We start from the raw sequence: 13,784 nt of genomic DNA, 5'->3' as shown, positions 1-13,784 counted from the left end.
CACTCTGCTGTCACACGGTTTGCTTTGCGGGATCGCGGTAGGCGAGCAGCCGCAGCGCATTGAACACGACAAGCAGCGTGGAGCCTTCGTGCATCGCAACTGCCGGACCGATGCCAAGGCCAAGGATCGTTGCTGGCACAAGCAATGCGACGACACCCAGGCTGACGAACACATTCTGCCGGATGATGCCGCGTGTGTGGCGGCTTAGGCCGACCGCGAACGGCAGATGGGCCAGATCGTCGGCCATCAACGCCACGTCGGCCGTCTCCAGCGCCACATCCGAGCCGGCAGCGCCCATCGCAATGCCAACGGTCGCCGATGCCATTGCCGGCGCATCATTGACCCCGTCGCCGACCATCGCGACCTTGTCCTCACCCGCGAGCTTCTTGATCGCGGCGACCTTGTCCTCCGGCATCAGGTCGCCCCATGCCTCGTCGAGCCCGACATCCCTGGCGACGGCGTCGGCTACCTTCTGGTGATCGCCCGAGATCATGATCATCCGGGTGATACCCATGTCCCGCAGGCGTTTGAGCGCGATCTTGGCCGCCTCGCGCGGCGTGTCCATCAGCCCGATCGCACCGATGTCCCGATCGGCCTTGCGCACCACCATAGTGGTGCGCCCCCCTTCGCGCAGGGCCGCGATGGCGTCAGTAGCGGCCGCATTCAGCGCAGGGATGCCCTCCACGCCGAACATCTCGGCCTTCCCGATCCACACCGTCTCGCCACCAACGGTCGCAGTGACGCCGCGTCCGGTCAGGCTCTTGAGGTCGGTTGCGGTCGGAATGTCGCGCCCGCCCAGGCGTTCGCGCCCATCCTTGACGATCGCCTGCGCCAAGGGGTGATCGCTCAAACCCTCGACAGCGACCGCGAGCGTCAACAGATCTTCTTCGCTCGCGCCGTCCACCGGCACGACATCGGTGATGCGGGGGCGGCCTTCCGTCAGGGTGCCCGTCTTGTCGAACGCGATCGCCTTCAACGAACCGAGGTTTTCGAGCGGAGCACCGCCCTTCACCAGCACGCCGCCGCGTGCCGCGCGTGCAACGCCTGAAAGCACGGCACTGGGGGTGGCGATGGCGAGCGCACAGGGGCTGGCGGCGACCAGCACCGCCATCGCCCGATAGAAGCTGTCGCGGAATGGCTCGTCGATCACGACCCACGCGAACAGGAGGATGAACGATAGAGCCAGCACCGCCGGCACGAAGACACGTTCAAACCGATCAGTGAAGCGCTGCGTGGGAGACTTTTGCGTCTCCGCTTCGCTCACCATCTTCACAACCTTGGCGAGCGCGCTCTCGTTGGAACGCCGCGTCACCTCGATCTCGATCGCGCCGCCGCCGTTGATCGTACCGGCGAACACCCGGGACGTCGCTTCGACACCATCGGGCTTCGCGCGCGCCGCCTCGACGTCGGCCACAGGCTCCTTGTCCACCGGGATGCTCTCGCCGGTGACGGGGGCCTGGTTGATCGCGCTCGAACCCTTGATGACGAAGCCGTCGGCAGGCAGGCGCTCGTTGGGGCGCACGATCACCACATCACCGATTACCAGCTCCTCGACGGCAAGCTCCGTGGTCTGCCCGTCGCGGCGCACCGTCGCCTTGTCGGGTGCGAGTTCGGCGAGCGCTTCGATGGCCCGCTTGGCGCGCCCCATCGCATAATGCTCGAGCGCATGGCCGAGGCTGAACAGGAACAGCAGGAGCGCGCCTTCCGCCCAGGCACCCAGCGCCGCGGCGCCAGCGGCTGCCACGAGCATCAGCGTGTCGATCTCGAATTTCCTGAGTTTCAGATTGTCGATCGCCTCGCGCAGCGTGAAAAATCCGCCAAAACCATAGGCACCCACATAGAAGGCGGTCGGTAGCCATTCGGGCATGCCCGCCACGAGTTTTTCGACCGCGAAGCCGATCGCCAGCAGTGCGCCACACGCGAGCGCAAAGATCAGTTCGGTATTGGGGCCGAGAAAATTGGCGTGCGCGTGATCGTGGCCGTCACCCGGCCCATGTTTCTCAGTGCCCTCACCATGACTGGCGTCGCCGTGGTCGTGGTCTGTATGGTCACTGGCGCTGTGATCGTGTCCGACGTGCTCCGAGCCAGTCCGCTGTACCGGTCTGACCTTGAGCTTGCCGAGCGCCGCGAGGATGAACGCCTCGTCGACCCGCTCCTTGTCATATTCGACACGGATGCTGCCCGAGGCGCTGGCGTCGGCCTGCAGCACGCCGGGCACCCGGCACAGGGTTTCGCTAATGGTGCGCGCGCGGCGCTCGTGGCCGATACCCTCGACCTGCCACCTGGCATGACCGTATCGTCCGCTAATCTCGGCGCCGGCTGCGCGCACCATTTCGCGCACACGCGACATCGGCAATGCCGCGCTGTCGAAATGGATGCACAGCTTTGCGGGGGTCTCGCCATCGGCGGGAAGGACATGCGCCTGTTCGACGCCGGGTTTCGCCTTGAGTGTCGCGACAAGCCGGCCAACGCAAGCATCGGCCGCGTCAGGAATCTGCGGCAGCAGGACGGGGATATCGAGTTTGAGCTTGTCGGTCATCGCATCTTCTCCGCGCTGTTTTTTGCTTCTGCACGAGCATCGCGCAGGATTTCTATGCCGCCCTTGACCGCGATGAGCGCGGTCGCCAGGCCGACGAGTAGATCGGGCCAATTCGTTCCCAGCCACAACACCAATGCCCCTGCGATCAGGATGCCGCCGTTGGAGATGAAGTCATTGAAGCTGAAGGTCGTGGCGGCGCGAAGGTTCACGTCCTTCTGGCCTAGCCGCTGGAGCATCCGCAGGCAGACATAGTTCACGACCGCCGCAACCGCTGACATGACCATCATCGTGGGTCCGATCGGTTCGCTGCCCTGGATATACCGGCGTCCGACATCGAGGAGAATGCCGCCTGCGAAGATCAGCAGCATCACGCCCGATGCGCTCGCCGCTCGTGTTTTCCAAGTCTGTCCGCGGCTCAACGCGATGAGGCTCAAGGCGTAAACGGCCGTATCGGAAAGATTGTCGACGCCATTGGCGATCAGCGCGCTGGAATCACCGATCAGCCCGGTGGCGAAGAATCCGACGGCGATCGCTGCGTTTAGCAGGAGCACTATCCATAACGTCCGGCGCTCATCAGGCGCCTTTCGAGCCGACGACCTCATGCCATGATCTCCTCGATCAGCAGCAGCGCGAGAAAGCCGACGAAGAACATGGCGCTTATCAGCGGCGAGTCCGGCTTTTCGTGGGCCTCGACCAGCAGTTCCTCGGTAACGAGGTAAAGCAGTGCCATGAGCCCGAAACTCAGGAACCCGGTGATCCATACCGGCGTCAGCAACGCCACTGGCTGCGCGACGAGAGCGCCGAGGGGCAAAAGCAACGCCAGCGCGCAGGTCAGGCCAATCGCCTTGGCCTTGCGATATTTGCCGGCAAGCTCGTTGGTGAGGGTCAGTGCAAGGAACAGCACCTCTAGTGTCAGCGCGACGGCGAGCAGCGTGCCTGCCTTCTCGCCGGCGATGAAGGCAAGCCCCAGAACCAGCCCGTCTATGGCAAGGTCAAGTCCTATCGCCGCGAGAAGCGCGACAGGTCCCTTGAACCGGCTCTCCGCCGCCTTGAGGCTCAGCATGACGGCGACGCCGAGTGCGCCGCCGATCAGCGTCGCGCTCGGGGAGCCGCCGTGCTTCACCAGCGGCAGGATTTCCGTGGCGGCGGCGGCGAACACGACGCCGGCTGCCAGATGCTGCATGGCCGCGACCAGCTTCTCGCCCGGTGTCCGCCATCCGGCAAGGATGGCCCCGAACATGATCGCGACCATCGGGATGAGGGAAAATTTGAGTGCGGCCATCGTCAGCGCTCCACGATGATGTCTGGACTGGTCACAGGCTCGTCGCCTTCGTGCACACGATGGTTGGCTGTTCGGCCTCCTCGATCCTGATCTCGTTACCCGAGAAGGTCGCGCTCGCCGTATCGCCGACATATTGGAGGCCCTGCGCCGGGGCGGTCAGAACAAGGGGCGCCGCATCCGCAGCCCGCCGAATTTCCAGGGTCAATCCCTCATCCTTGAAGTCGATGAGAAGCGGGCGCTTGTCGTCGCACCGATACGGATGGCGGCCAGGAGTGCCGCTTGCGTCCGCGCTGTCATTCGCGTGGATTTCCTGTTCCGTGGGCGCCTTTGTCGCCGGCTGCTCCGAACATGCAGCCAATGCGATTGCGCCCGCGATGATGCCGACCGTCCTCGAACGAAGCGATGTCATGATGGCCTCCGGTTGCTTCTGAAGCCGTTTCGAGGCGGCAAGGTCCGTCCCTTCGCGCTTGGGTGAGCCGCCCGGCGCCGCAGGTGCCGTTCCAGGCTTGCATCCGAGCGGACGAGACTGGCGTGGAACTTGTGGCGCATTATCGCTGCCATAGGAGTACCGAAGAGCCCCGAAAGGTGCAGGCTGTGCCGCATGCGTGTCCCCGTTGCCTCCGTCTCCAGAGTGTAGTTCTCTTCGAACAGGAGGAGCTTGGGAACACCGGCGGTCCAGGCAAACATGCGGGGTTTGTCGATGCAGATGATGTCCGCCTTGGCGGTTATTTCCTTGTCGAGCTTGCCGATGCGGAAAATGTAGGCGGCCTCGCCGCCTTGGACTGCAGCGCCGGAAAGCTGAATGAAGGGCTTCCACCGCGCATGCCCGGCAAAGTCGGTAAGAACCGACCAGACGCGCAGCGGCGATGCCTTGAGGCTCGTCACATTCTCGATCACTGACACCTCATGCCTCCTTTCTGGGCGTGGTGGGGAGGGCGAATTCTTGCCCTCCCCTGTCCGATCATGTGTGCTGCGGCAGCGGCGCTGCCTCGTCTCGCTCGTCATCCTTCGCCGCTTGCTGCCCGAAACGCGCGTAGAGCGTCGGCAGCACGAACAGCGTCAGCAAGGTCGCAGAGATGAGACCGCCGATGACGACGGTCGCGAGCGGCTTTTGCACTTCCGCGCCGGCACCGCTCGCGAACGCCATCGGCACGAAGCCGAGGCTGGCGACCAAGGCCGTCATCACGACGGGACGGAGCCGCTGGATCGCCCCTGTCCGGGCAGCTTCTGCCCGGTCCATGCCGGACCGGATCAGGTCTTGCACCGAACTGACCATGACGAGGCCGTTGAGGACCGCGATGCCGGACAGCGCGATGAACCCGACCGCGGCAGAGATCGAGAAGTCCATGCCCCGGGCAAACAGCAGCAGCACGCCGCCGACCAAGGCGAAGGGCACGCCGGTGAACACGATCGCGGCATCCCGCGCCGATCCCAATGCCCCGTAGAGCAGCAGCAGGATCAAGATGAAGCAGGCCGGGATCACAAGCTGAAGCCGCTGACTGGCGGACTCCAGATTTTCGAATTGCCCGCCCCATTCAAGATAGCTGCCAGCGGGCAAGCGCACGTTCTGCCCGACGGCCGCCTGTGCGTCCGCCACCACGCTGCCGACGTCACGTCCACGCACGTTCGCCTGCACGACGACGCGGCGCTTGCCGTTCTCGCGACTAATCTGGTTCGGCCCATCGACGACGCCGATACTGGCGACGCTGGACAGCGGCACATAGCCGCCCCCGGCAATCGGCACCTGCACCTGTTCGAGCTGGCGCAGATCGGCGCGCTGCGCGTCCGACAAGCGGATGACCACCGGGAACCGGCGATCACCCTCGAAGATCATGCCGGACTCGCGGCCGCCGATGGTGGCGGTGATTGTGTCCTGTACGTCCTGCGCGGTGACGCCGACCCGCGCCATCGCGTCGCGATTGACGCGAATATCGAGCATCGGCAGACCTGTGGTCTGCTCGACCTTCACGTCCGCCGCCCCTTGCGTCTTGCGCAGAACGCCGGCGATCTGTTCGGCGGTGCGGTTCATGGCAACGAAGTCGTCGCCAAACACCTTGACCGCGATGTCGCCGCGCACGCCGGCGATCAGCTCGTTGAAGCGCATCTGGATCGGCTGCGTGATCTCGTAGGCGTTGCCAGGAATCTTGCCGAGCAGGCCTTCCAGTCGCTCGACCAGTTCCTCCTTGGCTAGCTTGGGATCAGGCCATTCATCGCGGGGCTTGAGGATGACGAACATATCGGTCGCGTTGGGCGGCATCGGGTCCGATGCCAGCTCGGCCGTGCCTGTCTTGGAAAAGACGAAGCGCACCTCGGGCTGCTTGGCGACAATACGCTCGATCGGCACCTGCATGGCCTGGCTCTGTTGGACCGATGTCGCCGGGATACGCAGCGCCTGGATGAGCAGATCGCCCTCATCGAGCTGGGGCAGGAAGACTTGCCCCAGCGTAGTGAAGGCCAGCGCCGCCGCGACGAGGCTGACAACACTTGCGCCGATCGTAAACGACGGGCGCTTCATGGCCTTCTCGAGACCCGGTTCGTACCGGGCTTTCAGCCATGAGATGATGCGCCCATCCTTCTCCTCGACCCGCTTGGACAGCCAGATGGCAATCGCCGCAGGCACGAATGTCAGCGACAAGGCAAAGGCGAAAAGCAGGGCGATGATGACCGTCAGCGCCATCGGCACGAACGTCTTGCCCTCCACGCCCGTAAGCGTGAGCAGCGGGACATAGACAAGGATGATGATCGCCTGCCCGTAGACCGAGGGCCGGATCATCTCGCGCGCCGCCGTGGCAACGGCTTCGAGGCGCTCCTTCATGCTGAGCAGCCGGCCTTCATGGTGCTGTTGCTCCGCGAGGCGGCGCAGCGCGTTCTCGACGATGATGACAGCGCCATCGACGATGAGACCAAAGTCGAGCGCGCCCAGGCTCATCAGATTTGCCGAGACACCCAGACGCAGCATGCCGAACCCGGTGAGCATCATTGTCACCGGGATCACCGCCGCCGCAATCAGCGCGGCGCGGAAATTGCCGAGCAGAAGGAACAGCACGACGATGACGAGCAACGCGCCTTCGGAGAGGTTCTTGGCGACCGTCTTGATCGTCGAATTGACCAGCGCGGTCCGGTCCAGAACGGGTTGCACCACGACATCAGGCGGCAGCGAGGCGTTGATCTCCTTCAGCCGATCAGCGACCGCCGTGGCGACGTTGCGGCTGTTCTCGCCAATCCGCATGATCGCGGTGCCCACGACCACTTCGGTGCCGTTCTCCGAGGCCGAGCCCATGCGGATCGCCTGGCCGGTGCGAACGGTGGCAACCTGGTCAAGGGTGATCGGCACCCCTTCGCGGGTCGCGATAACGGTGCGCGACAGTTCGGCCGCGTTGCGCACCAGCGCGTCGGAGCGGACCGCCAGACCCTCGCCGTTGCGGTTGACGAAGCCGCCGCCCACGCTGGTATTGTTCTTCTCGAGCGCGGTGCCAAGCTCGGTGAGCGTGATGTTCAGGGAAGCGAGCTTCTGGACGTCGGGGACGACCAGATACTGCTTGGCATAGCCGCCGATGGAATCGACGCCGGCAAGACCCGGCGTGTTCTTCAGCAGCGGCGTGACGATCCAGTCCTGCGCGGTGCGCAGATAGGTTGCCTTGTCTTCTTCACTCGTCAGCCGTTCGCCTTCCGGCGTGATGTAGCTACCGTCGGGCTGCTGACCAGGCTCACCGGGGCGGTGCTTGTCATCCTGTCGATGATCAAGCCGGACGGTCCACATATAGACCTCGCCCAGCCCCGTCGCGATCGGTCCCATTTCGGGGTTCACGCCGTCAGGCAGGTTCTCCGCGACCCCGGCAAGACGCTCGCCGACCTGTTGGCGAGCGAAATAGATGTCGGTGGACTCGCCGAAGACCGCGGTTATCTGTGCGAACCCATTGCGGCTGAGCGAGCGCGTGTTTTCAAGGCCGGGAATGCCCGCAAGCGCGGTTTCGATCGGAAACGAAACCTGCTTCTCGACCAGCTCGGGCGACAGCGCCGAGGCGCGGACGTTGATCTGGACCTGGTTGTTGGTGATGTCCGGCACCGCGTCGATCGGGAGCCGGTAAAGGGAATAGGCACCGATGGCGGTGGCGACGGCGGTGAGAAGCAGGACGAGCCAGCGCTTCTCGACCGCCCATGTGACGATACGGGCGATCATGGCATCAATCCTCGTGCGCCGCTTCGCCCTTGCCGAGTTCGGCCTTGAGCGTGAAGCTGCCGGTAGTGGCGATCTGTTCGCGGCCGCTGAGGCCAGAGCGGACGATGACGGTATCGCCGGCGGCATCGCCCAGCGTGACCGGGGTAGCCTGGAACCCCTTGGCGGTGCGGACAAAGACCACCGATTTGCCTTCGACGGTCTGAATGGCCGTCGTCGGCACGCGTACCGCAGAGCTTCCAGCATTGCCGCTCAGCTGCACCGCAGCAGTGACGGGCTCGCCGACACGCCACTGAGCGCCGCGATTGTCGAGCGTCGCGATAACCGGCACCTGCCGCGTTTGGGGATCAAGCGCGGGCGAGACGAAGGTTATACGCGCGCTGGTCTGCCTGCCCGGCGCCGTTACCGTTACGACGTTCCCGGGCCTGACCCTGCCGGCGTCTTCGGGCTTGAGGTTCAGCGCCAGCGATACCCGGCTAAGATTGGCGATACGGTACAGTTCCGCGTCGGCTGTGACGGTCTGGCCCAGCACGACCGGACGCGAGATGATCTGGCCGGCGATGGGGGCGGTAATGCCGAGGCGGTTGAGGCCGCCGCCGCCCCCGCCGCCGCCGGCGGCCGAGACCTGGCTTTGGGCCTGGCGGTAGGCAATCCTTGCTTCGGTCGCAGCCGTTCGCGCCGCGATCAGGTCTTGTTCGGGCGACACGCGCTGCGCGAACAGGCGCTGTTCGCGTGCGAGGTTGGAATTGGCGAGTGCAAGCCTGGCGCGCGACGCTTCCACCTCTCCCTTGAGCTGTGCCGCTTCCCTGCTTTCGATGACCGCGATGGTTTCCCCCCTGCCGACCGACTGGCCCAGATTGCGGGTCAATGAAACGACGCGGCCTCCGATCGCGGCCGAAACGACCTGCGTCCCTTGCGGATCACCCTCGATAGTTGCGGGCAGTTCGATCGTACCGGCTCCGCCTGTCATCGGGCGCGCGATCTGGACCCCGGCGGCCGTGATCTGGTCGGGCGTGAGCGTCACGGCCCCTTCGTCGGCATGCGCTTCTTTACCGCCGCCCTCGTCGGCATTGGCAGATGCTTCATTGGTTGCAGTAGTATCGCCGCCTTCGGAGCTACCGCCGCAAGCGGAGAGCAGCAAGGCGAGGCCAAGCGGCATCGCGCCGCCCATAAGGATGGTCTTCATCGGTCGGTATCCCCCGAAATCGTGGTCGCCGTCGCGGGAGCGGTCAGCCGCTCCAGTTGCGCGCGGGCATTTTGATAATTGGCGAGTGCGTCGATCGCGGCGACGCGCGTCTCGGCAAGAGTGCGTTCGGCGTCGAGCAGATCGAGCTGGCCGAACTTGCCTTCACGGTAGCCGATCCGGGCGATCCTGGCGGCTTCCTGTGCCGCTTCCAGCGCCGGTCCGGCTGCAGCACGGGCGGTTGTGGCCGCGTTCGCGGCCTCCGCCTGCGCGTTCGTGATCGCTTGCTCGACATCGAGGGCGGTAACACGCCGTAAGGCTTCCGCCTGGCTTCGCTGTGCGCTCGCCTGCGCGATGGCCGCGCGGCCATTGTTGAACAGCGGGATCGGAATCGAGATCGAAAATACCGCAGCGGTGTCGTTGGTCGCTTCGAGCCGCCTTAGAGCCGGGCCGATGTTGAGGTCCGGCACCCGGTTCGCCCGCGCCAGCGTCACGCCGGCATCGGCGACGGCTAGATCGGCGTCGGCGGCGGCGAGTGCCAAAGTGTTTGCCGCCGGCGGCGTCTCGACGGGACCAAAGGTCGGCGCCGGGAGCTGATCGAGAAGCGCGGCATCGAGCATCCCGTCGATAGGTCGTCCAATCCGCCGTGCCAGGTTCGTGCGCGCTGCTTCGGCGAGCCGTGTCAGCCGTTCCACATTGGCATCGGCGTTGATCCTCGTGACATCGGCGCGCTGCTGTTCGAGCGGCGAGGCCCGTCCCGCCTGAACCCGCACACCCGCGCCGCGCAGCACTTCGGCGGCAATGCGCGCTTGATCGCGCGCTGTTGCGAGCCGGCGTTCGGCCGCAACCGCATCGATATAGAGCTGCGTCACCTGCAGACGAATGTCGCTCGCGGTGATCGCCGCCTGCAGTTCGGCACGCGATAGCTGTGCGCTAGCGACGGCGACGCGGGCACCGCGCTTACCGCCTAGCTCGATCGGGATCGCAACGCCTACGGTCGTCTCCGCACTTTGCAGACCCTTGTATGGGCCAGATCCGGCGACGTTTTCGACCTGCCCCTGAAAGACGGGATTGGGTCGTAGCCCCGCGACCGTCCGTTCTGCCTGCGCCGCTTCGATTGCGGCCGATGCCGCGTCAGCGGCAGGCGCCGCGCCGCCTGCGGCCAATACGGCCTGATCGAGGGTATAGACGCCAAGCGGCTGCGTTGCCGCAGTCATCGGCGTTTGCTGCGCCTGCGCCATCGAGGCACAGGACGCCGCGGCCATCATGGCCACGAACATCTTTTTCATTATCTGGTGATCCTGACAAAACACGTCTGATCGGCGGATGCCGACCGGCGGGCGATGTCAGGCGGCGGGAGGCCTTAGTGCAGGGCCGGTCCGATAAGACGCCAGGGCGCTTTGCGGCGCAGGGAACGGATGCAAGCCGCTTGCCTCGCCAAGCGAATAAAGATCGCTTGTATCGGGTATGTCCAATGTTGGACCATGGCAGGTGCTGTGGTGATGGGGCATCGCCTTGTCGGCGTCGCCCTGGGACTGGTCGGCATCGCCATCTTCATGCACGACTCCGGCGCAATCCATCAGGATCTGTCCTGAAACCTCGCGTGCATGGATCGTCGCCGTCAGCACAAGCGACGACGCGATCATGACCAGCAAGAGGGAGCAGAGCCTGCGCAGCATGTGTCGTGACCTAAACGATATCCCGGCCAGTGTCATCGCGTAACTTGGGGAGGCGCTGGGCGCGCGTCGCGCCATGCCGAGATTGCCTCAGCAACCGCGTCAACACTCGGCGTTTGCTGGATCGCTGGATGCGCAGGGTTACTATCCCGAACCAGTCTTCGGTCGCCATGGCCTACAAGGAGTTCGACGACAACGAACGGATGCGACCGTGCTGATGCGGCCTCACGCCGCCCGGCTTGTCGACCGTTATTCCGAGCGCAAGGAGCTTGATGGGAGGGGGCGAGCGGCGACGACAATGCCGCGGCCGCAATTGGATCCGTGGGGCCGACCTGACGAAGCGAAAGCCTTCGAGGATGAAAGCACCGTCACCTTGCGAATGGCCGATACACCCCAAACCTGTCGTTCACGGTTGTACTGGTGAACGGCGGTTTTGTCTCACAATCCGCCCTTCGTCAGTGCGTCGGCGACAAGAGCGTGGCGGCGGTGTTACCGGTCTAGCTCTCGCGCCGTTTTCTCCGCCGCCGCGCGATTCTGATCGCGCGTCTCATCCCGGCGCTGCTCGACCTCGCGCACGCGCGGGGCTCGCACTTCGCCACCGCGCTCTAGGGTCTGTGCAACCGCTTCTCGAGCCGCGACTTTCATGCGCGCCGCTTCTGGTGTCGCGTGCCCATATTTCTTGTCGATTGCCGCTTCCATCGCGGCGACCTGCTTGGCGCCGGGGTTTGTGCTCTTGTCCTGAAGGCGCTCCGCCTGCGTCATCTGCCTGAAATCGGCCGCCACTTGGCGGTCACGATCCTGGCGGGCCAGATCGCGCGTACCGTTCGATCGTTCGCTAGGCTTGCTGCCCGCAGCCTGCTCCGTTTTGTCGTCAGCCATTATCCCTTAGCTCCTTTCAAAAAGGCCAAAGCCTCGCTGTCGTGTCCGCTGTTGTCGCCCTCGTGGGCGGTAGATGCGCTTTCCGGGCTTGCAGCGGCTTCCGCCCCGTCTACGTTCACATTCGCGCTGTGCGCGCTTGCAGCGACATTCCCGGCCGTCTCAGAAGGCGACCCGTCCCGAGCCGCCAATTCGTCAAAGTCCATGCCGGTGAAGTCGTGCGACAAGCCCAGGGCGGCAAAGAATGCCGCCGCCTTGTGCGGATCTCCGTCGGCGGGCAGCTCATCGAATGGAAAGCCCACCAAGCGCGCGAAATCGACGCCGCTTTCCGCCTCAGCATCGGTCATTTCGGGAGACTCGATGCTTTCGATGAATGCCAGCGAGCGCCTTGCAATCGAAGGATCTAGCGGCCGCGGTATGATCGGCGGAGGGGCGACGCTCGACGCCTTCGTCATCCACTTATCCTTGTAATAGCGAATTTTCCCGCCTTTCAGCGGGGGGATGCCGGCGCGCAGAACGATCACGTCGTCTTGCGAGAGCAACAGCAGCTCTTGCGGCAGCATGAGGGGACGGCGCTGATCGGAGGTTGATACAGATCCCTCAAAGGCATCCCACACGCGCTTGGAGCGCGATTTCGCCTCATACGTGTAGTTGCCGAGGCGTTCGGATAGCTCTTTCGCAACGTCGACGTGCTTGGGCGTAAAGACCAACTCAACGCCGCAGTTCTGGACAATCTCGCTAGTCACGTCAGGGCCGTACACATCGCGCAATTGCGCGCGGGCCTGAATGACTGGCAGCAGACGAATGCCGTAGCCGGCGACGTAACTGAAGCCTGAGGCGATCACGCTGGCGCGGCCGAGGCGCGCGAACTCATCGAGCAGCAGGAGCAGCTTGAGCGGATGCCTCCCGGTTTTTTCGTCCGGCAGCTCGCGCACATTCAGGTCGATGAGCTGTTGGAACAGCAGATTGTAAATGTCCGAAACGCGCTCGATGTTGTCGGGGGAGACGCCGAGGTAGAGCGAGATCGGGCGCGAACGGAACTCGCGCAGGTCGAAATCAGATTCCGACGTGGCCGCGTCGACATAGGGATTGATCCAAAGATTGATTTTGGCCGACACGGACTGGCGAATGCCGGTGAACGTATTGGCCGAGCTGGAGATCCAGTCATTCAGCGCCGATATGCAGGCCTCCGACAAGGGATCGCCCGCCGCCTGCCTGTCCTTGATGATCTTCGGGAAACGCTCTTTCGCATCGCCGGCGCTGAAGTTGCGGTAGACCTCGCCCATGGTGAAGGGGAGGGCGGGAGTTGCCGCGATATAGGCCGCGACGCCGATGAATGCGGTGCGTGCGCTGTCCATCCAGAAGCTCTCGCCGTTCGCTGGCGGCGGCCAAAGCATCGCCGCAATCTTCTGCAGCTCGTCAATGACCTCCACCGGATCGGTACGCCTGATATGGGCGAACGGATTATAACGGGCCGTGCGGCCTTGGGGATCGAGCGGATCGAACATCAGCACTTGATGACCGAGGCTCTTGCGCCAACCTGCCGATTTCTCCCAATTCTCTTGCTTCACGTCGAGGACGACGACTGAATCCGACCACGCCAGCAGATTTGGAATGACGACGCCGACGCCCTTACCGGCGCGTGTCGGCGCTTCCAGCAAGACATGCTCAGTGCCGCTGAACTGGACAAACTCTGTACCGAACAGGCCCTTCCTGCGCGTTCCAAGCAGCAGGCCTTCCCCGTCGAGCAGGCCCGCACTTTTAGCCTCGATTCGATTGGCCCAGCGCGCCGCTCCATGGAGCGTCTGACGCTTGTTGATGTAGATGAAGGCGCCGCCGAGCGCGCCGATCGCCGCGACACCGCCGACGCCCTTCAAGAGCCAGCCCATCACAAATGGATTGTCGCGATAGAACCAGAAATATTCCGGCATCCTGGCTATATTCAGGTCAGTCCGGAATTGCCCCATGCCGATGATTGCCACCAGGCCGCCGAGGACGAAGATCACGATGAGCGCAAACACACCGTAGACAGCTATATTACGCCGGTTCAT

At 64.2% G+C, this 13,784-nt stretch carries 11 protein-coding genes and 1 pseudogene; 1 reads left to right on the top strand and 11 read right to left on the bottom strand.

The genetic code is table 11. The features are described from left to right. Positions 1-10: 10 nt before the first annotated feature. The 9 genes from ACZ5TB_RS17615 to ACZ5TB_RS17575 are packed head-to-tail and all read right to left on the bottom strand — an operon-like array spanning position 11 to position 10,860. A complete protein-coding gene (locus ACZ5TB_RS17615) occupies positions 11-2,539 on the bottom strand; it encodes a heavy metal translocating P-type ATPase (RefSeq protein ID WP_464793316.1) in 2,529 nt (842 codons plus the stop codon). Continuing rightward, positions 2,536-3,141 (bottom strand): cation diffusion facilitator family transporter, encoded by a 606-nt coding sequence (locus ACZ5TB_RS17610; RefSeq protein WP_096061581.1) that lies wholly within the window; start codon positions 3,139-3,141, stop codon positions 2,536-2,538. The genes ACZ5TB_RS17615 and ACZ5TB_RS17610 overlap by 4 nt, the downstream gene beginning before the upstream one ends. Next, a complete protein-coding gene (locus ACZ5TB_RS17605; RefSeq protein WP_234152292.1) occupies positions 3,138-3,821 on the bottom strand; it encodes a ZIP family metal transporter in 684 nt (227 codons plus the stop codon). Before ACZ5TB_RS17605 ends, ACZ5TB_RS17610 begins: the two co-directional genes overlap by 4 nt. Before the next feature lie 31 nt (positions 3,822-3,852). Continuing rightward, positions 3,853-4,230, bottom strand: a complete 378-nt coding sequence (locus ACZ5TB_RS17600; protein ID WP_096061579.1) for a hypothetical protein — start codon at positions 4,228-4,230, stop codon at positions 3,853-3,855. Beyond that, positions 4,227-4,724 (bottom strand): SRPBCC family protein, encoded by a 498-nt coding sequence (locus ACZ5TB_RS17595; RefSeq protein ID WP_176482693.1) that lies wholly within the window; start codon positions 4,722-4,724, stop codon positions 4,227-4,229. The genes ACZ5TB_RS17600 and ACZ5TB_RS17595 overlap by 4 nt, the downstream gene beginning before the upstream one ends. A gap of 58 nt (positions 4,725-4,782) precedes the next feature. Continuing rightward, on the bottom strand, positions 4,783-8,001 hold the full coding sequence (locus ACZ5TB_RS17590; protein ID WP_096061577.1) for an efflux RND transporter permease subunit: 3,219 nt from the start codon (positions 7,999-8,001) through the stop codon (positions 4,783-4,785). A 4-nt stretch (positions 8,002-8,005) separates the two neighbouring features. After that, on the bottom strand, positions 8,006-9,184 hold the full coding sequence (locus tag ACZ5TB_RS17585) for an efflux RND transporter periplasmic adaptor subunit (protein ID WP_096061576.1): 1,179 nt from the start codon (positions 9,182-9,184) through the stop codon (positions 8,006-8,008). Further along, complete coding sequence (locus tag ACZ5TB_RS17580; protein WP_096061575.1) at positions 9,181-10,470, bottom strand: TolC family protein; 1,290 nt, start codon at positions 10,468-10,470, stop codon at positions 9,181-9,183. Before ACZ5TB_RS17580 ends, ACZ5TB_RS17585 begins: the two co-directional genes overlap by 4 nt. A gap of 57 nt (positions 10,471-10,527) precedes the next feature. Next, positions 10,528-10,860, bottom strand: coding sequence for a hypothetical protein (locus ACZ5TB_RS17575; protein WP_096061574.1), 333 nt, complete (start codon positions 10,858-10,860; stop codon positions 10,528-10,530). A gap of 92 nt (positions 10,861-10,952) precedes the next feature. On the opposite strand from ACZ5TB_RS17575, the pseudogene ACZ5TB_RS17570 reads away from it, so the two are divergent. After that, a pseudogene (locus ACZ5TB_RS17570) lies at positions 10,953-11,281 on the top strand (hypothetical protein); the annotation flags it as partial. A gap of 65 nt (positions 11,282-11,346) precedes the next feature. Here the strand turns inward: ACZ5TB_RS17570 and ACZ5TB_RS17565 are convergent. Both ACZ5TB_RS17565 and ACZ5TB_RS17560 read right to left on the bottom strand, forming a co-directional pair. After that, entirely contained in the window at positions 11,347-11,736 is a 390-nt protein-coding gene (locus tag ACZ5TB_RS17565) for a hypothetical protein (protein WP_464793315.1), read from the bottom strand. After that, a complete protein-coding gene (locus tag ACZ5TB_RS17560; protein WP_464793314.1) occupies positions 11,736-13,784 on the bottom strand; it encodes a type IV secretory system conjugative DNA transfer family protein in 2,049 nt (682 codons plus the stop codon). Before ACZ5TB_RS17560 ends, ACZ5TB_RS17565 begins: the two co-directional genes overlap by 1 nt.

The sequence above is a fragment of the Sphingobium sp. TomTYG74 genome (assembly GCF_055393875.1).
Note: the sequence above shows the minus strand (reverse complement) of the source record. Positions and strands in the feature narration are given on the sequence as shown.